Source organism: Chryseobacterium oryctis, assembly GCF_025971925.1.
GTDB classification, from domain to species: domain Bacteria; phylum Bacteroidota; class Bacteroidia; order Flavobacteriales; family Weeksellaceae; genus Chryseobacterium; species Chryseobacterium oryctis.
In genome coordinates this window covers 163,124-183,316 of the sequence record NZ_JAPDHV010000001.1, presented here as the reverse complement: position 1 = coordinate 183,316, position 20,193 = coordinate 163,124, and the positions used below count along the sequence as shown (strand labels likewise).

At 33.1% G+C, this 20,193-nt stretch carries 14 protein-coding genes; 7 read left to right on the top strand and 7 right to left on the bottom strand.

What is annotated here, in order from left to right; all coding sequences use genetic code 11:
• The first annotated feature begins 27 nt into the window (after positions 1-27).
• Positions 28-639, top strand: coding sequence for an alpha-ketoglutarate-dependent dioxygenase AlkB family protein (locus OH806_RS00890; protein WP_264741807.1), 612 nt, complete (start codon positions 28-30; stop codon positions 637-639).
• A 98-nt stretch (positions 640-737) separates the two neighbouring features.
• Here OH806_RS00890 and OH806_RS00885 read toward each other — a convergent pair whose 3' ends face one another.
• From OH806_RS00885 to OH806_RS00870, 4 genes are all read right to left on the bottom strand, one after another.
• Positions 738-2,597 (bottom strand): CocE/NonD family hydrolase, encoded by a 1,860-nt coding sequence (locus OH806_RS00885; protein WP_264741806.1) that lies wholly within the window; start codon positions 2,595-2,597, stop codon positions 738-740.
• 50 nt (positions 2,598-2,647) lie between these two features.
• Entirely contained in the window at positions 2,648-5,368 is a 2,721-nt protein-coding gene (locus OH806_RS00880; RefSeq protein ID WP_264741805.1) for an outer membrane beta-barrel family protein, read from the bottom strand.
• Between the two features lie 81 nt (positions 5,369-5,449).
• A complete protein-coding gene (locus OH806_RS00875) occupies positions 5,450-5,869 on the bottom strand; it encodes an SH3 domain-containing protein (protein WP_264741804.1) in 420 nt (139 codons plus the stop codon).
• Positions 5,870-5,875: 6 nt separating this feature from the next.
• A complete protein-coding gene (locus OH806_RS00870) occupies positions 5,876-6,364 on the bottom strand; it encodes a BON domain-containing protein (RefSeq protein ID WP_264741803.1) in 489 nt (162 codons plus the stop codon).
• A gap of 221 nt (positions 6,365-6,585) precedes the next feature.
• Between OH806_RS00870 and OH806_RS00865 the strand changes: the two genes are divergently transcribed.
• Together OH806_RS00865 and OH806_RS00860 are read left to right on the top strand one after the other, a co-directional pair.
• The gene (locus OH806_RS00865) at positions 6,586-7,836 is read left to right on the top strand and encodes a dicarboxylate/amino acid:cation symporter (protein ID WP_264741802.1); all 1,251 of its coding nucleotides are present in this window, start codon (positions 6,586-6,588) and stop codon (positions 7,834-7,836) included.
• 11 nt (positions 7,837-7,847) lie between these two features.
• A complete protein-coding gene (locus OH806_RS00860; RefSeq protein ID WP_264741801.1) occupies positions 7,848-8,561 on the top strand; it encodes a phytanoyl-CoA dioxygenase family protein in 714 nt (237 codons plus the stop codon).
• 50 nt (positions 8,562-8,611) lie between these two features.
• On the opposite strand, the gene OH806_RS00855 is transcribed toward OH806_RS00860, so the two are convergent.
• On the bottom strand, positions 8,612-11,416 hold the full coding sequence (locus tag OH806_RS00855) for a GH92 family glycosyl hydrolase (protein ID WP_264741800.1): 2,805 nt from the start codon (positions 11,414-11,416) through the stop codon (positions 8,612-8,614).
• Positions 11,417-11,544: 128 nt separating this feature from the next.
• Here OH806_RS00855 and OH806_RS00850 point away from each other — a divergent pair, with 128 nt between their 5' ends.
• On the top strand, positions 11,545-12,651 hold the full coding sequence (locus OH806_RS00850) for an Mrp/NBP35 family ATP-binding protein (RefSeq protein WP_264741799.1): 1,107 nt from the start codon (positions 11,545-11,547) through the stop codon (positions 12,649-12,651).
• Between the two features lie 41 nt (positions 12,652-12,692).
• Entirely contained in the window at positions 12,693-12,941 is a 249-nt protein-coding gene (locus OH806_RS00845; RefSeq protein WP_264741798.1) for a NifU family protein, read from the top strand.
• 530 nt (positions 12,942-13,471) lie between these two features.
• Here OH806_RS00845 and OH806_RS00840 read toward each other — a convergent pair.
• A complete protein-coding gene (locus tag OH806_RS00840) occupies positions 13,472-14,344 on the bottom strand; it encodes a Ppx/GppA phosphatase family protein (protein WP_264741797.1) in 873 nt (290 codons plus the stop codon).
• A complete protein-coding gene (gene ppk1 / locus OH806_RS00835) occupies positions 14,341-16,413 on the bottom strand; it encodes a polyphosphate kinase 1 (protein ID WP_264741796.1) in 2,073 nt (690 codons plus the stop codon). The genes OH806_RS00840 and ppk1 overlap by 4 nt, the downstream gene beginning before the upstream one ends.
• Positions 16,414-16,838: 425 nt before the next feature.
• On the opposite strand from ppk1, the gene dnaK reads away from it, so the two are divergent.
• Both dnaK and OH806_RS00825 read left to right on the top strand, forming a co-directional pair.
• Positions 16,839-18,731 (top strand): molecular chaperone DnaK, encoded by a 1,893-nt coding sequence (dnaK, locus tag OH806_RS00830; protein WP_264741795.1) that lies wholly within the window; start codon positions 16,839-16,841, stop codon positions 18,729-18,731.
• 265 nt (positions 18,732-18,996) lie between these two features.
• Positions 18,997-20,175: an OprO/OprP family phosphate-selective porin gene (locus tag OH806_RS00825; protein WP_264741794.1), complete on the top strand. Its 1,179-nt coding sequence runs from the start codon at positions 18,997-18,999 to the stop codon at positions 20,173-20,175.
• Positions 20,176-20,193: the final 18 nt, after the last annotated feature.

Sequence of the window (20,193 nt, the reverse complement as noted above, 5' to 3'; positions counted from 1 at the left end):
CTTTAAACGCCAAACACTCAATATAAAATGGTAAGTCTATTCGAAGAAATATCAGATTACCCTCTAAATATCATTCCGAATGATGGGATTGTTCATTATTATGGAAAAGTTTTCTCTAAAGAAAAATCGGATGAATATTATAATTATTTATTCAATCAAATTCCTTGGGAAAATGATGAAGCAGTGATTTTCGGAAAGTTGATTTTAACGAAAAGAAAAGTGGCTTGGTTTGGTGAAAAACCTTTTGAATATACTTATTCAAAGCGAACAAAACTAGCAAAACACTGGACTCCCGAATTATTGGAACTTAAAAAGAAATGTGAAGAAGTAACAGGAGAAACTTACAATTCCTGTTTATTGAATTTGTATCATGACGGAAGTGAAGGAATGGCTTATCACAGCGATGGAGAAAAAGATTTGAAAAAACACGGCGCAATTGCTTCTTTAACTTTTGGAGCAGAAAGGAAGTTTTTATTCAAACATAAAACAACAAAAGAAAAAGTAGAAATATTTCTGGAACACGGAAGTTTGTTGGTAATGAAAGGAACAACACAGGATAATTGGTTGCACAGACTTCCTCCAACTACAAAAGTAAAAACTCCGAGAGTGAATCTTACATTTAGAACGATTGAGGAGTGACTTTCCTGCAAATTGAGCAAATTTATAAGGTGTTTACCTTTAAAATCGACGACATAACTAAAAAACAAAAGCTGCTCAATTTGAACAGCTTTTTCAATTTATTTTAAAACCTCAACTTCAATTGAACTGTCATCAAAAACTTTAATAAATGCTTTTGTGTAATCTTCTTTCGTTGCAAAATTGGGGTTATCTAAGAATTTTTGATGATTAACGGCAAATAAAGGGAACCATGTGCTGCTTATTTGGATTTGAATTTTATGTCCTTTTTTAAAGGTATGAACTACATCTTGCAATCTGAAATTCACGGCTGTTTTTTGATTTGGAATCAATGCTTCTGCTTTTTCTCTTGAATTTCTGAATCTTGCAGGCATAATTTCACTTCTTACCATTTGATGATAGTTTCCGTAAATTACCCCATCTTTTTTCTCTGTAGGTTTGAAATCTTCTGGGTAAACGTCTATTAATTTTACAGCAAAATCGGCATCTGTGGAAGTTGAAGCGATATTCAGTTTAGCCATAATTTCTCCGGCAAAAGTGATGTCTTCCGTTAAAACATCTGTTGTGAAAGTTAAAACATCAGGTCTTCCTACTGCAAATCTTTGGTCTTCAGACATATAATTTCTCGGTGTAAATCCGTTGAAATCTTTTAAATTATCCGAACTTAAAACAGGATTGCTTGGGTCGCTGTAATATTCCGAAAAGCCTTGACCTGCCGAATTTTTTAATGTTCCGTTTGCTAAATAGAAATTAACTTTCTTAGCTTCTTTCGGGGGATAAGTTGCAAATTCTTTCCATTGTTTTGCTCCTGTATCGTACATTAATGCTTCTGGTAAACCTGCATCTTGCTTTGTATTTCCTTTTAAATAATGATGGAAAAATTTTGTTTCAATATTTTTTTGATAATATGTTGCGATGCTATCTCCGAAATATATCTGATTATGGAAATGTTTTCCCTGTTCGTGAGCCCAAGCTCCATGAGAAAAAGGTCCCATTACGATAGTGTTTTTAGCTTTAGGACTTGTTTTTTCGATAGTTTTATAAATATTTAATGGTCCTGATAAATCCTCGGCATCAAACCAGCCTCCCACTGTCATTACTGCATGATTTACATTTTTAAGATGAGGTAAAAGATTTCTTTTTTGCCAATACTCATCGTAGTTGGGATGATTCATTACTTCTGTCATGAAAAAATTGTCTTTGTAATATTTTTCATAACCATCTTTTAGAGTTCCCATATCTCTGTAGAATTTCAAACCATCTTCCGAAGTTGTTTTAATCATAGAATCAGTGTACCATGCTTTGTTTTCAGGTTTTGTTTTTTGCACCCCGAAAACAGGAAATGTTCTGAAATAGCCTAACATAAATCTCCCGTTGTGAAGAAAATCATCATTCCAAAAATCTGAAATCGGCGCTTGTGGAGAAGAGGCAACTAAAGCCGGATGTTGAGCTAAAATTCCTGCTGCAGTATAAAATCCGGGATATGATGTTCCGTATTGTCCTACTTTTCCATTGTTATCTTTAATGTTTTTGATGAGCCATTCTATGGTGTCATAAGTATCTGTACTTTCGTCTACATCTTTCTTGGTTTTACGGTCAACTTGCGGAGTCATATTGGTAAAAGTGCCTTCACTCATATATCTTCCGCGAACATCCTGAAACACAAAAATATATTTGTCTTTCATAATATATGGATTGGGACCAAGTTTTGTTCTATATTCATTTTCACCGTAAGGAGCGATGCTGTAGCAGGTTCTCTGCATCAAAAACGGATATTTGTTTTTACTGGAAATATCTTTGGGAATGTATGCAATTGTGAAAAGTTTTACTCCGTCACGCATTGTGATATAAAATTCTTTCTTTGTGAAATTATCTTTCACAAAAGTATCTTGTGATGGTTTAGTTTGTGAGTTTCCAAAAAGGAAGAAGAAAATAAATACTATCGAAATATGGGTTTTCATAAATATAATTTGATGCTAATTTAAAAATAAATGACTGGATATTTACCCAATCACTTCTTTTTCTTTCCTGTAAATTTATTCAGTTTCATCGTTAAAGAAAACATGATGTATCGTTTCAAAATTAAATCTTCGCGGTCTTCTACATAAGAAGCGGTAATATTTCTTTTTACACTTTGGTTTTGGTTGAGAACATCATAAACTTTGATTTTGGCGGTAATTTGCTTTTTATAAAAAGAATATCCCATGCTTGTATTCCAGAAATAAAAATCTCTTTTGAAACCCGGTGCAATATTGGAGCTTGTGTTGTATTCGAAATCATTTCCGAAAAACAAATTAGTACTTAAAAAATAATTTGTAAGCTCAAGTCGGAAGGTTTGGTAAGTGTTTTTTATGTTTTCAACACTGTAGTTTTTATAATCTGAAAAAGAATAATTGATTCTATAAGATGGCTTTATGTTGATTTTGTCTTTTTTGTCATAAGTTAAATTAATTCCGGGAGAGAAAGTATAAGAATTTCCTGTAAATTCTTGTCCGTTGATATAGCCTTTATTGTATCTGTATGAGAAACTTGCACGAGGTCTGATGGAAAATTTATTGTCTTTCCATTTAAACGTTTTGGTAAATCCGGCTCCAAGATTTGCCATTTTGTTTCCGCTGATATTTCTATAGGTTATAAACTGTTTTCCGGACTCATCATAATAAGAATAGTTGGTAATATCATTGTTATTATACGTAAATCCTGCATTCACATGATAATTAATACCTTTAGGAACATTATGATTGTTTATAAGAATATTTGTACTGTTGCTCCAGGTATTTTTAAGATTTGAATTTCCTTCATTGGTTACCAAAGGGTCGGATGTATCAACATAAGGAATAAGTCTTTCCGCAGACGGAATGGTATAATTTGAAGAATTGTAAATACTTAATCTGGTGTTTTCTGAAATTTTGTATTGTAAACCGATATTGTAGTCGGGTAAGAAATATTTTTTCTCTAAATCATATTGTTTCCCATTGAAAATTGCATCTAAATTCAGGTTTACAATATCAATTCCGGCAGATGCCCATAAATTAAATTTCTTTTTATTGATTTCCAATGTTATTTCAGGAGAGAGCTCATTGTTTTTTTGTTCCAGACTGTTTGATAAATTGATGTTGTTTAGAGAATAGTTTCCTGTATTTTCATCAAAATCATTTACATTTCTTGCATTCAGGTCTCTTTTTGATTCATAGTTTAATCCGAAATTAATGCTCATAGAATCTGTAATAGGTTCTGAATATTTGATGTTGAAGCCATAATTGTTAGTTTGCTTTTTGGTTTGGCTCAACTGGTTTCTTATATCGTTTTGGTTAGGGTTTTCGAAGAAAATTGTTTGAGACTGAATGAGATTATTGTCTTTTGCTTGTGTTATTGAAGTGTTGATACTTGCATTGAAAAATCTTCTTTTCTTTTTAAATTTTTTTGAAAAAAATAAGCTAGGGCTAAAAGTATTGCTTTCAGAATCTGTATTATTATAAGATTGACTTTCATTTAAAAGAGCCTCATCTTTAAAAGTGGAAGATTTTGAATTTCTTTTACCTGAAGTTTTGGATGTTGAAAATACTGGTGAAAAATAAATGGTATTCAAAGAATCTGCTTTTATTTTCACAGAAGAATTAAAACCGTATTGTTCACTGATATTTTCAGCATTGTTTTCTGAATCTGTTTTCAGGGTGTTTGTAGGTAAAAATGTAATTTTTGAACTTTTTGAAGCTGTTTGAAGATTAGATTCTGTACGATTTATTCCAAGCGCGTCTAAATCTACATCTTTGCTTAATACATCACTATAATTAATGCCGATTGTTGTAGATTTTCTGATTCCTTTACTTTTATTACCTGAGTTTTCCGAATTTCCGGAATTTCGGCTTCCCATACTGTCAAATACATCATCGTTGGAAAAACCTTGTGAGTTGATATTATTTGAAGATGCGATAAGACTTATTTTGGTTTTATCCTTAAAATAACTCAAAAAAGCGTTGCCTTCATATCGCTTATCAGAGCCATAACCTGCTGTGATTTTAGAGAGGAGTCCTTTGTTTTTTTTCTCGTCTATATTGAAATTGATGGTTGCATTTTCAGATTTTGGAGTTTTTCCATTTAGTTCTTCTTCTTTTGTTTTTGTGGTGGTAAACTGAATATTTTTGATAATATCTGCAGGGATATTTTTAAGAGCAATTTTTCCGTCTTTATCAAAGAAAGGTTTGCCATTTATCATTATTTGGTCGACTTCTTTTCCGTTGATTGTTATTTTTCCGTCGTTATCGATTTCTACCCCGTTGATATTTTTTAAAAGCTCCTCAATATTACTGTCTGGACGAACTTTGATGGCACTAGCGTTAAATTCGATAGTGTCTTTTTTTATTTTAATAGGTGAAACCGTAATTTTTACCTCTTCAATATCCGAGATTTGGTTTTTATCAAGTATAATTTCTCCTAAGGTTAGGGATTGCTCTATTTTATCCAATTTTTTTGAATAGGAAACTAATTTATCAGCATCAATTTTTAAAACGGAAGATTCAGATACAGCATCGGTTTTTAATGAAAATTTTCCTTCTTTATTGGTGGCGGTATAATTTATTATAGATGAATCCTTTTGCTTGATAAGATAAACAGTAGCATTTTCCACAGTTTTTTTTTCATAATCTGAGACTTTCCCTTCAATGCTGAATTTTTGTCCGTGAATGAACAAAAAACTGAATATAAACAATAATAATCCTAAAACTTTCTTCATTAGTGCTTTTTTGGATTGCTAAAATATAAAAAAACATCCCTGAAAAAGGATGTTTATGACTTAAATAATGTTAAATCTCAATTAAGCTTTCAAATATCTTGCATAAGCGTAACCTTCTTGTCCGTCAGCACTTCTTACTTTCCACCAATCGTCAGAAGTCTGTTCGATTAATGTAACTGAAGAACCTTTAGCAGCTTTTCCTACAACAGCAGCTTCTGTAGAAGGCTCTTGTCTGATGTTAAGGTTAGATTCTTCTGTAGCCACAGTAAGAGTAGCACCAGCTTCAAGACCTGCAACTTGTACATCAATATTAATGTCTGAAGCAGAATAAGAGGCATCAATAGCACCTAATGCATTCCAAACAGCATCTTTAGCAGCAGAATTTGAAGCATTTCCTGAAACATAAAGAATTCCGTCTTGCTCCTGAACCTGAAGATTAGAGATTCCTGCAGACTGAGCCGCAGAAACTACACTTGAATATTTATCTTGTAATGTACTCATTTTAAATTATTTTACTGTATAGTTAAAGTTTACTTTTCCTACTTTCAAAGCATCTACAGATTCTTTGATTTTTCTAGCTTGTGTAGAAGAAGCCGTTCCTGTAAGAGTTAATTCTCCGTTTACTACTTCTACTTTTACAGTTGGGAAATCTTTTAAAGCATCTTTTACTTTTTGTTGAACTTCAGGAGCTACAGCAGACTGAGTTTCAACAGGGGCAGCAACAGGAGCAGGTGCAACAGTAGCCATGTCCATAACTTCTTTCACACCAGTAATTGCTTTTAATTGAGCAATCATAGCATCTTTAGCTTCTTGAGTTTCGAAAGTTCCACTTAAGTGAGCCACACCTTCTTTTACTTCTACAGAAGCGTTAGGATTAGATGTTACTACTGTAGTAGCCTGAGTTTGAAGGTCAGCGTCAGAAACTTTCTTTTTACAAGAAACAGCTCCGAAAGATACAGCTACAGCCAATGCAGCCATTGCGATAGTTTTTTTCATAGTTGTATATTTTTAACATTGTTAATACAATCAAATGTAATAATAAAATTTGTACCAAAAGGATAAAAAAGAGATAAATATTTCTTAAAATTTTTGCAATATTTTATAAATCAATCCATTAATTTTATTTTATGCTGAATTTAATGGGTAAATGAGATTTGTTAACGGAAATTTAATCCCAATTGTAAAAATATTATATTTGCGAAACTTGAATTATTTATATGAAGGGACAAAACAAACTATTTATAGCAATTATTGTAGCACTTGTAGTGGGAGTAGGAATTGGAGGATTGGTGCATACTCAGTATCCTGAAAGCGCTGAGCCTTTTTCTAAAAATATAAAACTTTTAGGAACAATATTTATCAGATTAGTGCAGATGATTATTGCGCCGCTAGTTTTTACGACATTGGTTGTGGGAATTGCAAAAATGAGTGATATCAAAATGATTGGTAGAGTTGGAACAAAAGCTATGTTGTGGTTTATTTCAGCTTCCTTAATTTCACTTTTTATTGGTTTGGTGCTGGTAAACTGGCTGGAACCGGGACACGTTACCAAACTTCCTATTCAGGATGCAGCTTCTGCGGATGAATTATTGAAAAGCAGCAAAGGTTTTTCTTTGGAAGATTTTGTAAAGCATGTGATTCCTAAAAGTTTATTTGAAGCTTTTGCTACCAACGAAGTATTACAAATTGTGGTCTTTTCAATTATGTTTGGGGTTGCTTTGGCTAATTTGGGAGAAGAATATGCTCAGCCGGTTGTCAAATTATTTGATATTATAGCTCATGCTATTCTTAAAATGGTAGGTTATATTATGTGGTTTGCTCCTCTTGGAGTTTTGGGAGCTATTGCTGCTGTTGTGGCAACCAATGGTTTTGAAATATTTAAGGTATATGCTGTTTATCTGAGAGACTTTTTCTTTGCGTTAGGAATACTTTGGCTGGTATTATTGTTGGTTGGGTATCTTATTTTAGGAAACAGACTGTTTGATTTGTTAAAAAGAATAAAAGCACCTTTATTGATTGCATTTTCAACAACAAGTTCTGAGGCTGTTTTTCCGAAACTGGTAGAAGAATTAGAAAGATTCGGGTGTAATAATAGAGTAGTATCATTCATTTTACCTTTAGGATATTCTTTCAATTTAGACGGAAGTATGATGTACATGACGTTTGCATCCATTTTCATTGCTCAGATTTACGGTATAGAAATGTCAATAGGTCAACAAATTACAATGCTTTTAGTTTTAATGTTAACTTCAAAAGGTATTGCAGGTGTTCCTAGAGCTTCGTTGGTAATCATCGTGGCAACTTGTTCTATGTTTGGGATTCCGCCTGAAGGAATTGCGTTGATTTTACCAATTGACCACTTTTGTGATATGGGAAGAAGTATGACAAACGTGTTAGGAAATGCATTGGCAACTTCTGCCGTTTCTAAATGGGAAGGTGAATTGAGCGACCACGGAGGTGAACTTTAAGTAAATTTTGAATGAACTTGCAAAATCATAAAGATTCGATTCTTGAAGAAGGATTCACTATTATTAATGATGTTTTTTCAGTTAAAGAAATTGAAAAAATAAGTGAGGCAATTCAGAATATTGATACTTCAAAAGATACTTTTAGGAAATCGGAAGACCTTTTTGCAATAAGACAGTTTTTAAAAGAAATTCCTGAAGTCAAAGATTTGATTTTTAATGAAAATATCAAAAAGATTATCGGGGAAATTTTCGGGGATAAATATTTTGTAGTAAAAAGTATTTATTTTGATAAACCAGAAAAATCGAATTGGTATGTCGCTTATCATCAAGATTTAACAATTTCTGTTGATAAGAAGATTGAGTTGCCAAATTTTGGACCTTGGACAACAAAGCAGAATCAATTTGCGGTTCAGCCGCCATTAAATATCCTTGAAAATATTTTTACCATTCGAATTCATTTAGATGATACAGATGAAAATAACGGAGCATTAAAAGTGATTCCAAAATCTCATTCTAAAGGAATTTACAGACCTGAAACAATTGATTGGAAAATTGAGAAAGAAGAAATCTGCAATGTAGAAAAAGGCGGAATAATGATTATGAAACCTTTAATTCTTCACGGTTCCAACAGAACAACAAACGGAAAAAGAAGAAGAGTTATTCATATTGAGTTTTCAGATTTAGAACTTCCTGAACAACTGAATTGGTCTGAAAGGATGAATTAAAGTATAAAAACACCCCGATTTCGATTAGAAATCGGGGTGTTTTTTTGGAATTATTTTACAGAAATTTCATCAACAAAGATATAGGCTTCTCCACCTGCACCTTGATGCCATTCCGGAAGTTTTCCAAAATAATAGGCTTTTACCTTAATGTAACGAGCTTCTGTTGGAAGGATTTCTGTAGAAAAATCTTTAATCTGAACAACTTCGTCTTTAGGCTCTATTGTATTGTCGATAGATTTTAAAAGTATATAATCTTTACCATTCATGGAAGCATAATATTCTACTTTTTTAGGCATTAAAATCCATGCTCTGCTGTCTTGAAGATAAGTTGAGGAAAGGTGGGTAATTTGCTGAGGAGATTGAAAATCAATAATAGCTTCCAAATCCTGACCTTGATAACCATGCCATTCACCTTTTCTCCAGTTTACATCTCCGTAGATTCCGTCAATTAATGCCAATTTTCCTGTTGCAAAATATTGTGGAGTTGCCTTTGAATTGATTGTAATATCCCAATGATTGGGTCTTCTGTTGAAGTTCGCAGTTACAAAAGAGCTTTTTTCACCATTTCTTTCGGCATAAGCTGATACGGTTGTTGTTTTTGTTATGGTAAATGGTTCTTTATATGGTTTGAAAGTCTTTCTTTTGTTGGCATCGCTTTCATCCAATGTCATGTAATAAATTTTATCGGAAGGGTGTAATGGTGTAATTTCAACTTTAGTCGAAAAATCAAAAATTCTATCCGCAGCGATTACAGGAGCAGCTGTTAATTCATCATATTTGAAATCTTTGAATGATTTAGTATTTTCAAAACCTAGTTTTTTTAATTCTGTTTTAGGTGTATTTTTTGTGATGATTTTTGTTGTTCCGTCTTCTAAATGAATTTTAATTTCATCAAAATATGGAGTTGTTGTTTGCCATTCCGGTAATCCGGGGGTTACAGAATAAACTCCCATTGAGCTTAGAATATACCATGCGCTCATTTGTCCGCAATCTTCATTTCCAATCAATCCATCAGGAGTGTTTTTGTAGAAATTATCAAGAATATATTTGATTTTAGCATCCGTTTTCTCAGGTTTATCAACATAATTGTACAAATAGGCAATATGATGACTTGGTTCGTTTCCTTGAGCGTATTGTCCCATCAATCCTGTGATATCTACTTGTTCTCTTCCTGTAGTTTTGTCGGGTGCAGCAAAAATAGCATCAATAAATTGTTCAAATTTTTCCTTTCCTCCATGAGCGGAAATCAATCCTGGAATATCTTGCTGAACTGAGTAAGAGTAATGCCACGAATTTCCTTCTGTATAATTGTTATTAACTTCTCTCGGGTCAAATGGTTGTAGCCAATTTCCGTTTTTTCTGGGTTGCATAAAACCGTTTTTAGGATTGTAAAGGTTTTTCCAGTTTTGAGAACGCTTCATAAAGTATTGATAATCCTCTTTTTTGCCCAAAATTTTTGCCATTTGAGCAATGCACCAATCGTCATAGGCATATTCTAAGGTTTTAGAAACGCTTTCGTGTTCATCATCAATACTGATATAGTTATTGTGTTTATAAGCATTTAAGCCAAAAATATCCAACATCGCAGAGTTTTTGGAAGCCTGAAATGCTTTTTCATAATCAAATCCTGTGATTCCTTTCGCCATGGCATCCGCAATTACAGAAACAGCATGATATCCAATCATGCATTCGGTTTCGTTGGCTGCAAGTTCCCAAACGGGAAGTTTTCCGCCTTGTTCGTATTGTTTAATGAAAGTATTGATGAAGTCTGCGGTTCTTTTCTTATCAATTAAAGTCATTAAAGGATGAGCTGCTCTGAAAGTATCCCAAAGTGAGAAAACTGTATAATAATCAAAATCTGCAGCTGTATAAATTTTATTATCTCTTCCTCTGTATTTCCTGTCAACATCCATGTAAATGTTAGGTTGGGTAAAGACATGGTATAAAGCCGTATAGAAAATAGTCAGTTTATCTTTATCGTCAGATTTTACTTCAATTTTTGATAGTTCTTTATTCCAATCTGCAACGGCTTGTTTTTGAATTTCGTTAAAATCATTAGATTTTCCTTCGGCTAACATATTTTTTGCTGCTCCTTCATAGCCAGTCGGTGAAATAGCAACTTTTACACTAATTTTTTCACCTTTTTTTACTTGTGTGGAAAAAGCTAAAGCCAATTTTGTGCCTGTAAAAAAATTACTTTCTTGTTTCCCATTTACTTCTTTTTTTGAAATTTTCAAAGGTTTTGAAAACTCAATTCTCGCATAAACGTATTGATTGGTTGCCCAAGCTTCACTTCTTCGAAAAACTTCAATAGTTTTATTATCTATAATTTTTACTTCGCCTTCCAGAAGTTTATCTCTATGATTTAAATCCAAAATAATATTGGCGTTTCCTGCTTTATTGAAAGTGTATTCATGATAACCAACTCTTTTTGTTGTGGTTAATTGAACATCAATATTGTGTTTATCTAGTTTTACTGAATAAAATCCAGCAGATGCTTTTTCGTTTTTATGAGAAAATTTTGATGAATAATCTTTGTTATCCAAATTAGGTTCTCCCATTGTTGGCATCAACATGATGTCTCCATAATCAGAAACTCCTGTTCCGTTGAGGTGGGTGTGAGAAAAACCATAAATTACAGAATCTGAATAATGATAGCCGCTGCAACCATCCCAACTTCCGTCGATTCTTGTATCCGGTGAAAGTTGTACCATTCCGAAAGGTACGGTTGCTCCTGGAAATGTATGTCCGTGTCCTCCTGTCCCGATGAACGGATTCACGTATTGTGAATAATTCTGCGCAAATAAGTTGAGTGAAATAATTCCTAAAAGAATTGTAAATATTTTGTTTTTCATTGATGGTTGGTAAAATTCCACCTAAAATACTACAATATTTTATTTCACAAAAGAAAATATCTATCATTGAGTTTACTTATTCTAAATAGCTAAAAATTGCGTAAATTTGTAAACAATTTATTTAGTTTATGTTGACGAAAGAAAAGGTACAAGGTTTCCTTAAAGAGATAGAAGTTGATGATTTGGTGAATAATCTTCAAATCATGGGTAATGACGTGTATATCGATATGACGGCACATTCACCGGCGATGCACGAGAAAAAAAAGCTGGAAGCTGCTATGAAGCAGGCTTTTATTAGTGAGTTTGGAGAAGAAGTTCATCTAAAATTAAAAATAGTTTCTCCGGAACCTAGTGAAATTCAGCAAAGTCAGATTAAAGGAAAACAAATTCCCGGAATTCAAAATATTATTGCCATTGCTTCCGGAAAGGGAGGTGTTGGTAAATCTACTGTTGCTGCAAATATGGCAGTTACATTGGCAAAAATGGGCTTTAAGGTTGGTTTATTAGACGCAGATATTTATGGCCCGTCCGTTCCTACGATGTTTGATACTGAAGGACAAAAACCAATCTCGGTAGAAGTTGATGGGAAAAATTTGATGAGACCTATTGAGAATTATGGAGTAAAAATGCTTTCAATAGGATATTTCTCAGGAGCCAATCAGGCGGTGGTTTGGAGAGGTCCGATGGCTTCAAAAGCGTTGAATCAAATGATTAGAGATGCAGCTTGGGGAGAATTAGACTTTTTATTAATAGATTTACCTCCGGGAACAGGTGATATTCACTTATCAATTATTCAGGAAGTTCCTGTAACAGGAGCGGTGATTGTAAGTACTCCTCAACATGTTGCTTTGGCAGACGTTAGAAAAGGTATTGCGATGTTCCAGATGGAAAGTATTAATATTCCGGTTCTTGGATTAATCGAAAATATGGCGTATTTTACACCAGAAGAATTACCTGAGAATAAATATTATATCTTTGGAAACCAAGGAGCGCAATATTTGGCAGAAGATTTAGGAATTCCTGTGTTGGGTGAAATTCCTTTAATTCAGAGTATAAGAGAAGCGGGAGATGTTGGAAGACCGGCAGCCTTGCAGGAAAATTCTAAAATAGCTGAAATTTATACTGAAACTGCCCGTAAAATGATAGAAAGTCTTGTGGAAAGAAATAAAAACCTTCCTCCGACTGAAGCGGTGAAAATTACAACAATGGCAGGTTGTTCGCCAAAAGCAAAATAATTTTTTCAAATTTTGAAAAAACCGAATTGAACTGAAAAAATATGGAGACAAATATAACACACGAAGATACAGTAACAAGAGTAATGGAAGCTCTTGAAAGCATCAGGCCGTTTTTGAATAAAGACGGCGGTGATATTGAGCTTATTGATGTGAAGGGTAATGTGGTTTATGTAAAACTTTTAGGAAATTGTTCCGGATGTTCACTAAACTTTTCTACATTGAAATTAGGTGTGGAAAATACCATAAAACAACATGCTCCGGAGATTGAAAAAGTGATAAACGTAGAATAAAAAAAATAACAGCATATATTTTTTAAAGACAGGCTTTAGCTTGTCTTTTTTTTGTAATGTTTTTTTTGTTCAAAGAACTTTTTGAATTACTTTTTAGGCTGCGTGAAGTATATCTGGTTTGATGATTTTTCTAATGGATGTTTTTGCATATAGAAAAATGCTGAGATTACCGTTATGAGCAGTAATACAAAAATGACCAGAACAATTCGTCTTAACATTTCTCTCATGTTGCTAGATTTATAATTATTTTCTCGTTTTCGTAAAGTTAATAATTTTTAGGATTAAAAAATATGAAAATAAGGTATTAAAATAATAAAACACTGATGATTTAATAAAATTATACTGTTTTTATACTTATAATTACATATCAATCATTCTTATTTATTCCTGTAAACTATTGTTTATGACGCTTCAGGTTTTATTTTACTTTAAATTTATGAGTAAAAGAATTTGTTGTTTCCAAATAAAAAACCAGCTAATAAAATATAGCTGGTTTTCTAATTTATTGAATGTGAAAATTATTTTTTATCCTATAGTTTACTGTAAATGTTATGAATAAGACCATCTGCAACAGAAATTTTAGGAACAAAAATTTTGTTGATTTCTCCCCAAGACATTACATTGTTAAATATTTTTAATGCATGAACCAATACATCTGCTCTGTCTTCTCTTAAATTATGTTTCGTCATCCTTTCTTCAACGGTAAGATCGTTCAATTCTTTATGAACTTTTTTAAGATGAGAAAGTGACATTGGTTTTCCGTCTTTGGTTTTGCTCATCGAAAAAACTTTGTTGATGTTTCCTCCAGAACCAATAGCTACAATAGGCTTTTTACTGACAATATTTTTTTTGATTTCATCCTTCATTTCCTGCCAGTTGTCGACAATTACCAAGTTGTTTAGTAAACGAATGGTTCCTATATTGAAAGATTTTTCATATTTCATTTTGCCATTTTCATAGAATGTAAGTTCGGTTGAACCTCCTCCAACATCAACATATAAATAAGCAAATTCTTTATCTAAGCCTTCCGCAATATGATTTTCAAAAACTAAAGCCGCTTCTTCATCTCCGGAAATAATTTCAATATTAATGCCTGAAGTTTCCTTTACATTGGCAATAATACTTTTCCCGTTGGTTGCATCTCGCATTGCACTTGTAGCACAGGCTCTGTAATGTTCTACTTTGTAAATTTTCATTAAGTCACTGAAAATTTTCATAGAATCAATAACCATTTTTTCCCTTTCTTCTCCAATTTTACCTAAGGTAAATACATCCATTCCTAATCTTAGAGGTATTCTTAAAAGATTTAGTTTGATGAATTCGGGTTGTTTGTTATTAATCTTTACTTCATTTATTAAAAGTCTGGCTGCATTACTGCCTATATCTATGGCTGCGATTTTCATTCTTTTTTCGTTTTGGCTTTTAAATATTTATAGGTTTCGATTTGAGAGCGACATGCTTCCTTGTCATTCGTGATATATTCGTTGCTTAATTTTTTGTCTAAGATACGAGCTTTTACATTGTCTCTCAACTGAATGTCTAAAATATCTTTTAGTTCTTTTCTTAAATTTTTGTCTGTGATTTTTACGGCGGCTTCAATTCTATAGTCAAGGTTTCTTGTCATCCAGTCTGCAGAAGAGATATACATATCTTCAGCTCCTTTGTTGTAAAAATACATTACTCTCGCGTGTTCAAGATATTCGTCTACAATACTGATTGTTTTAATCTTTTCTTTAAAATTTTTCTGATTAACAGCGCAGTAAATTCCTCTCACAATCATTTTTATCGTTACTCCAGCTGAAGCGGCATCATATAACTTTAAAATCAAAGCTTTGTCACTTAAAGAATTGGCTTTAATAATCATTTCTGCTTTTCTTCCTGCTTTGGCCTCTTCAATTTCTTTGTCTATATGATGAACAATCTTTTCACGCATGAATTGTGGGCAAACTAATAAATTTTTACAGGTTTTCAATACAGGAAGATAATCATCTTTCGGCTTCTTTAATATATTGAAAACTTTATTAATGTCTGCCATTATGCCACGATCCGAGGTCATTACTAAATGATCACCATAAATTCTTGCTGTTTTTTCATTAAAGTTTCCTGTACTTATAAAACCATATTGAATGGTTTTGTTGTGTGCTCTTTTTTTAATGATACAAAGTTTAGCATGAACTTTTTTATTAGGAATTCCTACCAAAACAGTGATTCCTTCAGGTTCCAGCATTTCTTTCCATTTAAGGTTCGATTCTTCATCAAATCTTGCCTGAAGTTCCAACATTACTGTCACTTCTTTGCCGTTTCTTGCTGCATAAATCAAAGCATTGATGATTTTTGAGTTACTCGCTAAACGATAAGCTGTAATCTGAATAGATTTTACATCCGGATCCAGTGCTGATTCTCGGAGTAGGTCAATTACAGGATTGTATTTATGATAAGGAAAGCTTAGAAGTACATCATGTTTTAAAATAACATCGGTGACTCTTTCCCCGTGTTGAAAAGCTGGGTGAGTGAAAGATGTTCTTTCAATTGGTCGTTCATAGTCTTCAAAAACATCCGGAAAATCCATGAAATGTTTGAAATTATGAATTTTTCCACCAGGAATAATACTATCCTTTTTTGTTAGATTTAATTTTCGGATAAGCAATTCTAATAAGGCCTTGTCCATATCTTTATCAAAAACAAAACGAGTAGGTTTTCCTTTTCTTCGGTTCTTTAATCCTTTTTCAATCTTTTCTGCAAAATTGGTTCGGATGTCGTTGTCTAAATCTAATTCTGCATCTTTTGTCACTTTAAAGGCATGGGCAGAGAACTCATCATATCCGAAATAAGAAAAAATATGAGGTAGGTTGAATGTAATCACATCTTCCAATAGCATAACGTTTTTTTCCTCAGGATTTTCTGTAGGAAGCAAAACAAACCTACCTACAAACCTTGAAGGAATCTCAATAATGGCATAATTACTAGAATATTGCCAGTCTTTTTTTCTCATAGCAACTCCAAGATAAAGACTTTTATCCCTCATATAAGGCATTGGGGTGTTTTCGTGGAGAAGAATGGGAATAACATTAGATTCTACAACTTCATCAAAATATGTTCTGACAAATTCTTTTTGTTTAGAAGTTAAATTTTTTGAAGTTTTAATGAAAACTTTGTGTTCAGCCATCTCTCCCTGAATTTTTTTCCAGGTTTTGTCAAAATTTTGCTGCTGTCGGATAACAACGTCATTAATCCTCTGAAGAATCTTTGAGGGTGGCTGATAAAAAGATTCTGCAATTACTTTTTCTTTAAAATCCATTGCACGTTTTAGACCGGCAACGCGTACTCTGAAAAATTCATCTAAATTGTTTGAAAAGATTCCTAAAAATCTGATTCTTAAATGTAAAGGAACTTTTTCGTCCATGGCCTCTTGTAAAACCCTTTCGTTAAAGGCAAGCCAAGTAATATCTCTCGGATTAAAATGTAATGACATTCGTTAGTTTATATTTTATCAAAAATAATGATTCATTGCGTCTCAGAAGGCTTTTTAACGTTAAGGTTTAGTTAAATAACCTTTATTCTAATGGGATTAATTAGATTAAAGTTATTAAAAAATAACAATAAATATAAATGTATAACGGATAATTTTAAAAGACACAATTTAAAAGTTATTTGAATCTAAAATGACAAAATTGATAATGATTGTTAAATGTTTATGACAAAACAACAATCATTAAATAAATGAGCCTTCTTGTATATTAAATTGAGTTTTTGGGGTGATTAATGATTTTTTTAACCTTAAATTCTTCTATGTTTTTGGCTTGAATATGTCAATTTGTCATAAAAAAATGAATGGTATAAATATTGAGAAATTGAGAATGTAAATTGAATTAAAAATTTAGAAAAAATAAAAATATTATGAGTAAAATAATTGGAATCGACTTAGGAACAACCAATTCTTGTGTTGCTGTAATGGAGGGGAAAGACCCTGTTGTTATTCCTAATGCAGAAGGAAAAAGAACAACTCCTTCTATTGTAGCGTTTACAGAAGATGGTGAAAGAAAAGTAGGGGATCCTGCAAAAAGACAGGCTGTAACGAATCCAACGAAAACTGTTTACTCTATCAAAAGATTTATTGGAACTCACTTTAAAGATGATGCTTCTGAAATATCAAGAGTACCATATAAAGTGGTTTCCGGACCAAACGATACTGTAAAAGTAAAAATCGACGATAGAGAATATACTCCACAGGAAATCTCTGCAATGACGCTTCAAAAAATGAAGAAAACTGCTGAAGATTATCTTGGACAAGAAGTAACAAGAGCGGTAATTACTGTTCCTGCATATTTCAATGATGCACAAAGACAAGCTACTAAAGAAGCTGGTGAAATTGCTGGTCTTAAAGTAGAAAGGATTATCAACGAACCTACAGCAGCTGCTTTAGCTTATGGTCTTGATAAAAGCCACAAAGACCAAAAAATCGCTGTATATGATCTTGGTGGTGGTACTTTCGATATTTCTATCCTTGATTTAGGTGACGGGGTGTTTGAAGTATTGTCTACAAACGGAGATACTCACTTAGGGGGTGATGACTTTGATGATGTTATTATCAATTGGATGGCTGATGAATTCAAGTCTGAAGAAGGTGTAGATTTAAAATCTGATGCAATTGCTCTTCAAAGATTGAAAGAAGCTGCTGAAAAAGCTAAAATCGAATTATCTTCTTCTCCGCAAACTGAAATCAACCTTCCGTATATTACAGCTACAGCTACAGGTCCTAAACACTTAGTGAAAACTTTAACTAAAGCTAAATTTGAGCAATTATCTGCTGATTTGGTAAGAAGATCTATGGAGCCTTGTAAAAAAGCGTTGTCTGATGCTGGTCTTTCAGTTTCTGACATCGATGAGGTTATCTTGGTAGGTGGTTCTACAAGAATCCCAATCATTCAGGAAGAAGTAGAAAAGTTCTTCGGTAAAAAACCATCTAAAGGAGTTAACCCAGATGAGGTTGTAGCTATTGGTGCGGCTATCCAAGGAGGAGTATTAACAGGGGATGTAAAAGATGTATTACTTCTTGATGTTACTCCGCTTTCTTTAGGTATCGAAACGATGGGTTCTGTATTTACTAAATTAATTGAAGCTAATACTACAATCCCAACTAAGAAATCCGAAGTATTCTCTACAGCTTCTGACAATCAGCCGGCTGTAAGTATCAGAGTAGGACAGGGGGAAAGACCAATGTTCAACGACAATAAAGAGATTGGTAGATTCGACCTTACAGATATTCCGCCAGCGCCAAGAGGAGTTCCTCAAATCGAAGTTACTTTCGATATCGATGCAAACGGTATTCTAAGTGTTTCTGCTAAAGATAAAGGAACAGGTAAAGAGCAATCTATTAAAATTCAGGCATCTTCAGGTCTTTCTGATGAAGAAATCGAAAGAATGAAGAAAGAGGCTCAGGAAAATTCTGCAGCAGATGCTAAGAGAAAAGAAGAAGTTGAAATATTCAACAAAGCAGACGGATTAATCTTCCAAACTGAAAAACAATTGAAAGAGTTTGGTGATAAATTATCTGCTGACAAAAAAGCTGCGATTGAAACAGCTCATGGAGAATTGAAAACAGCTTTTGAAGCTAAAAATGCAGATGATGTGAAGGCTAAAACAGAAGCATTAGATGCAGCTTGGATGGCAGCTTCAGAAGAGTTATATGCAGCAGGACAGCAAGCTCAAGGTGCAGAAGCTCAAAATGCTGGAGCAAATAATGCAGGAGGTGAAGATGTGCAAGATGCAGACTTCGAAGAAGTTAAGTAATAATTATATATAAGTAATTATAAAACTGCTGTAAACCATGTGTTTACAGCAGTTTTTTTATATAGATTTTTGCGGAAAAAAATGCTCATTACAAAGTATCTGTATTGAGCAAAACAATGATCAGAAGTTTAATAAAATAATTATTGATATAAAAGTTTTTCACCATGTTATGAATCATATGACGACCTGAAATAAGACATGTTTATCCTCTTTTAAAATGAAATGAAAAATCAGACCTTTATATAGAGAAAAGCATGAAATATTTATGAGAAAGAGAAATTTTCGGAACTTAGTATTTGTTCCGTTATTTGTAGGAGTTATTTTGAGTAATGCACAAACTAAAGATTCCGTACGTGCTCCATTAGCAGATTCATTGTCAGTAAAACCGAAAGCCCCAGAGATTAAGTACCCCCAAATTCAATTTAAAGGACTCTTTCAAAGTCGTTATACATTAGGTATGACCAAAGATGTAGATGTAAATGGTTTGCATCATAGCGACCATAGTGGTACTGATAATGGTTTTCTAATTAAATATATGAGAGCTCAGGCACAAGTCCAGATTAGTAAAAGAACTGAAGTGGTTGTACTAGCTAACCTCGCTGATTTTAAAAATGATCCTAAAGGAGGCGTTCTCGAAAATGCCTATATAAAATATACCTTAAATCCTAAAATAGCTGTTACAGTAGGACAATTTCGCCCATGGTTTGGTATTGAAGAAACGTATCCTATTGATATCATCAGGTCATTAGATTGGTCTAATCAATATTCACAATTTGGCAAATTAGGGTGGACAAGTTTCCAAATAGGAGTTTCAGTTGGAGGACAGGTAAAACTGGGGAAACTTCCTTTGCAATATGCCGTGTCTGTGGTAAATGGAAATGGTAAAAATCAAATCAACGATAATGATAATGGTAAGCAATATTCTACACGTTTGGTATTGGGTTTATCTCCGAAATACAATCTAAACCTAGGATTAAATGGGGGAGTTGGGGAAGTTTTCAGTAAAAAAGTTTATGCAGTTGGAGTAGATGTTACAGGAAACGTGAAACTGAACTCTCTTTTGAGTCTAGATATACAATTGGAGGCTAAGCAGGCAACCAATCACGTATTGTACAATTCTTTGGCTGAAAATGTCAGAACATCTAATCCCGATGATTATCTAGTACGAGGTATTTATTTTTTGCCCAATCTGAGATACGAAGTAAACTATCACAATCTTAATGCTATTGATTTATCGGTTCGTTATGAATATTTGGATAGCAATTTTAGATTAAATTCTAACCCTCGACAGACTATTACACCAATGATAGCACTGGAATTCCTGAAAAATTATGGTGCAAGAATACAGTTGGGACTCCAAATGGATCGCTATAAAAAACAGATGGAAAATACTAATCAATACAACAGCAATCTGTTTATAGTCCAGGTACAAGGGAGATTCTAATACAACTTTTATAAAAAA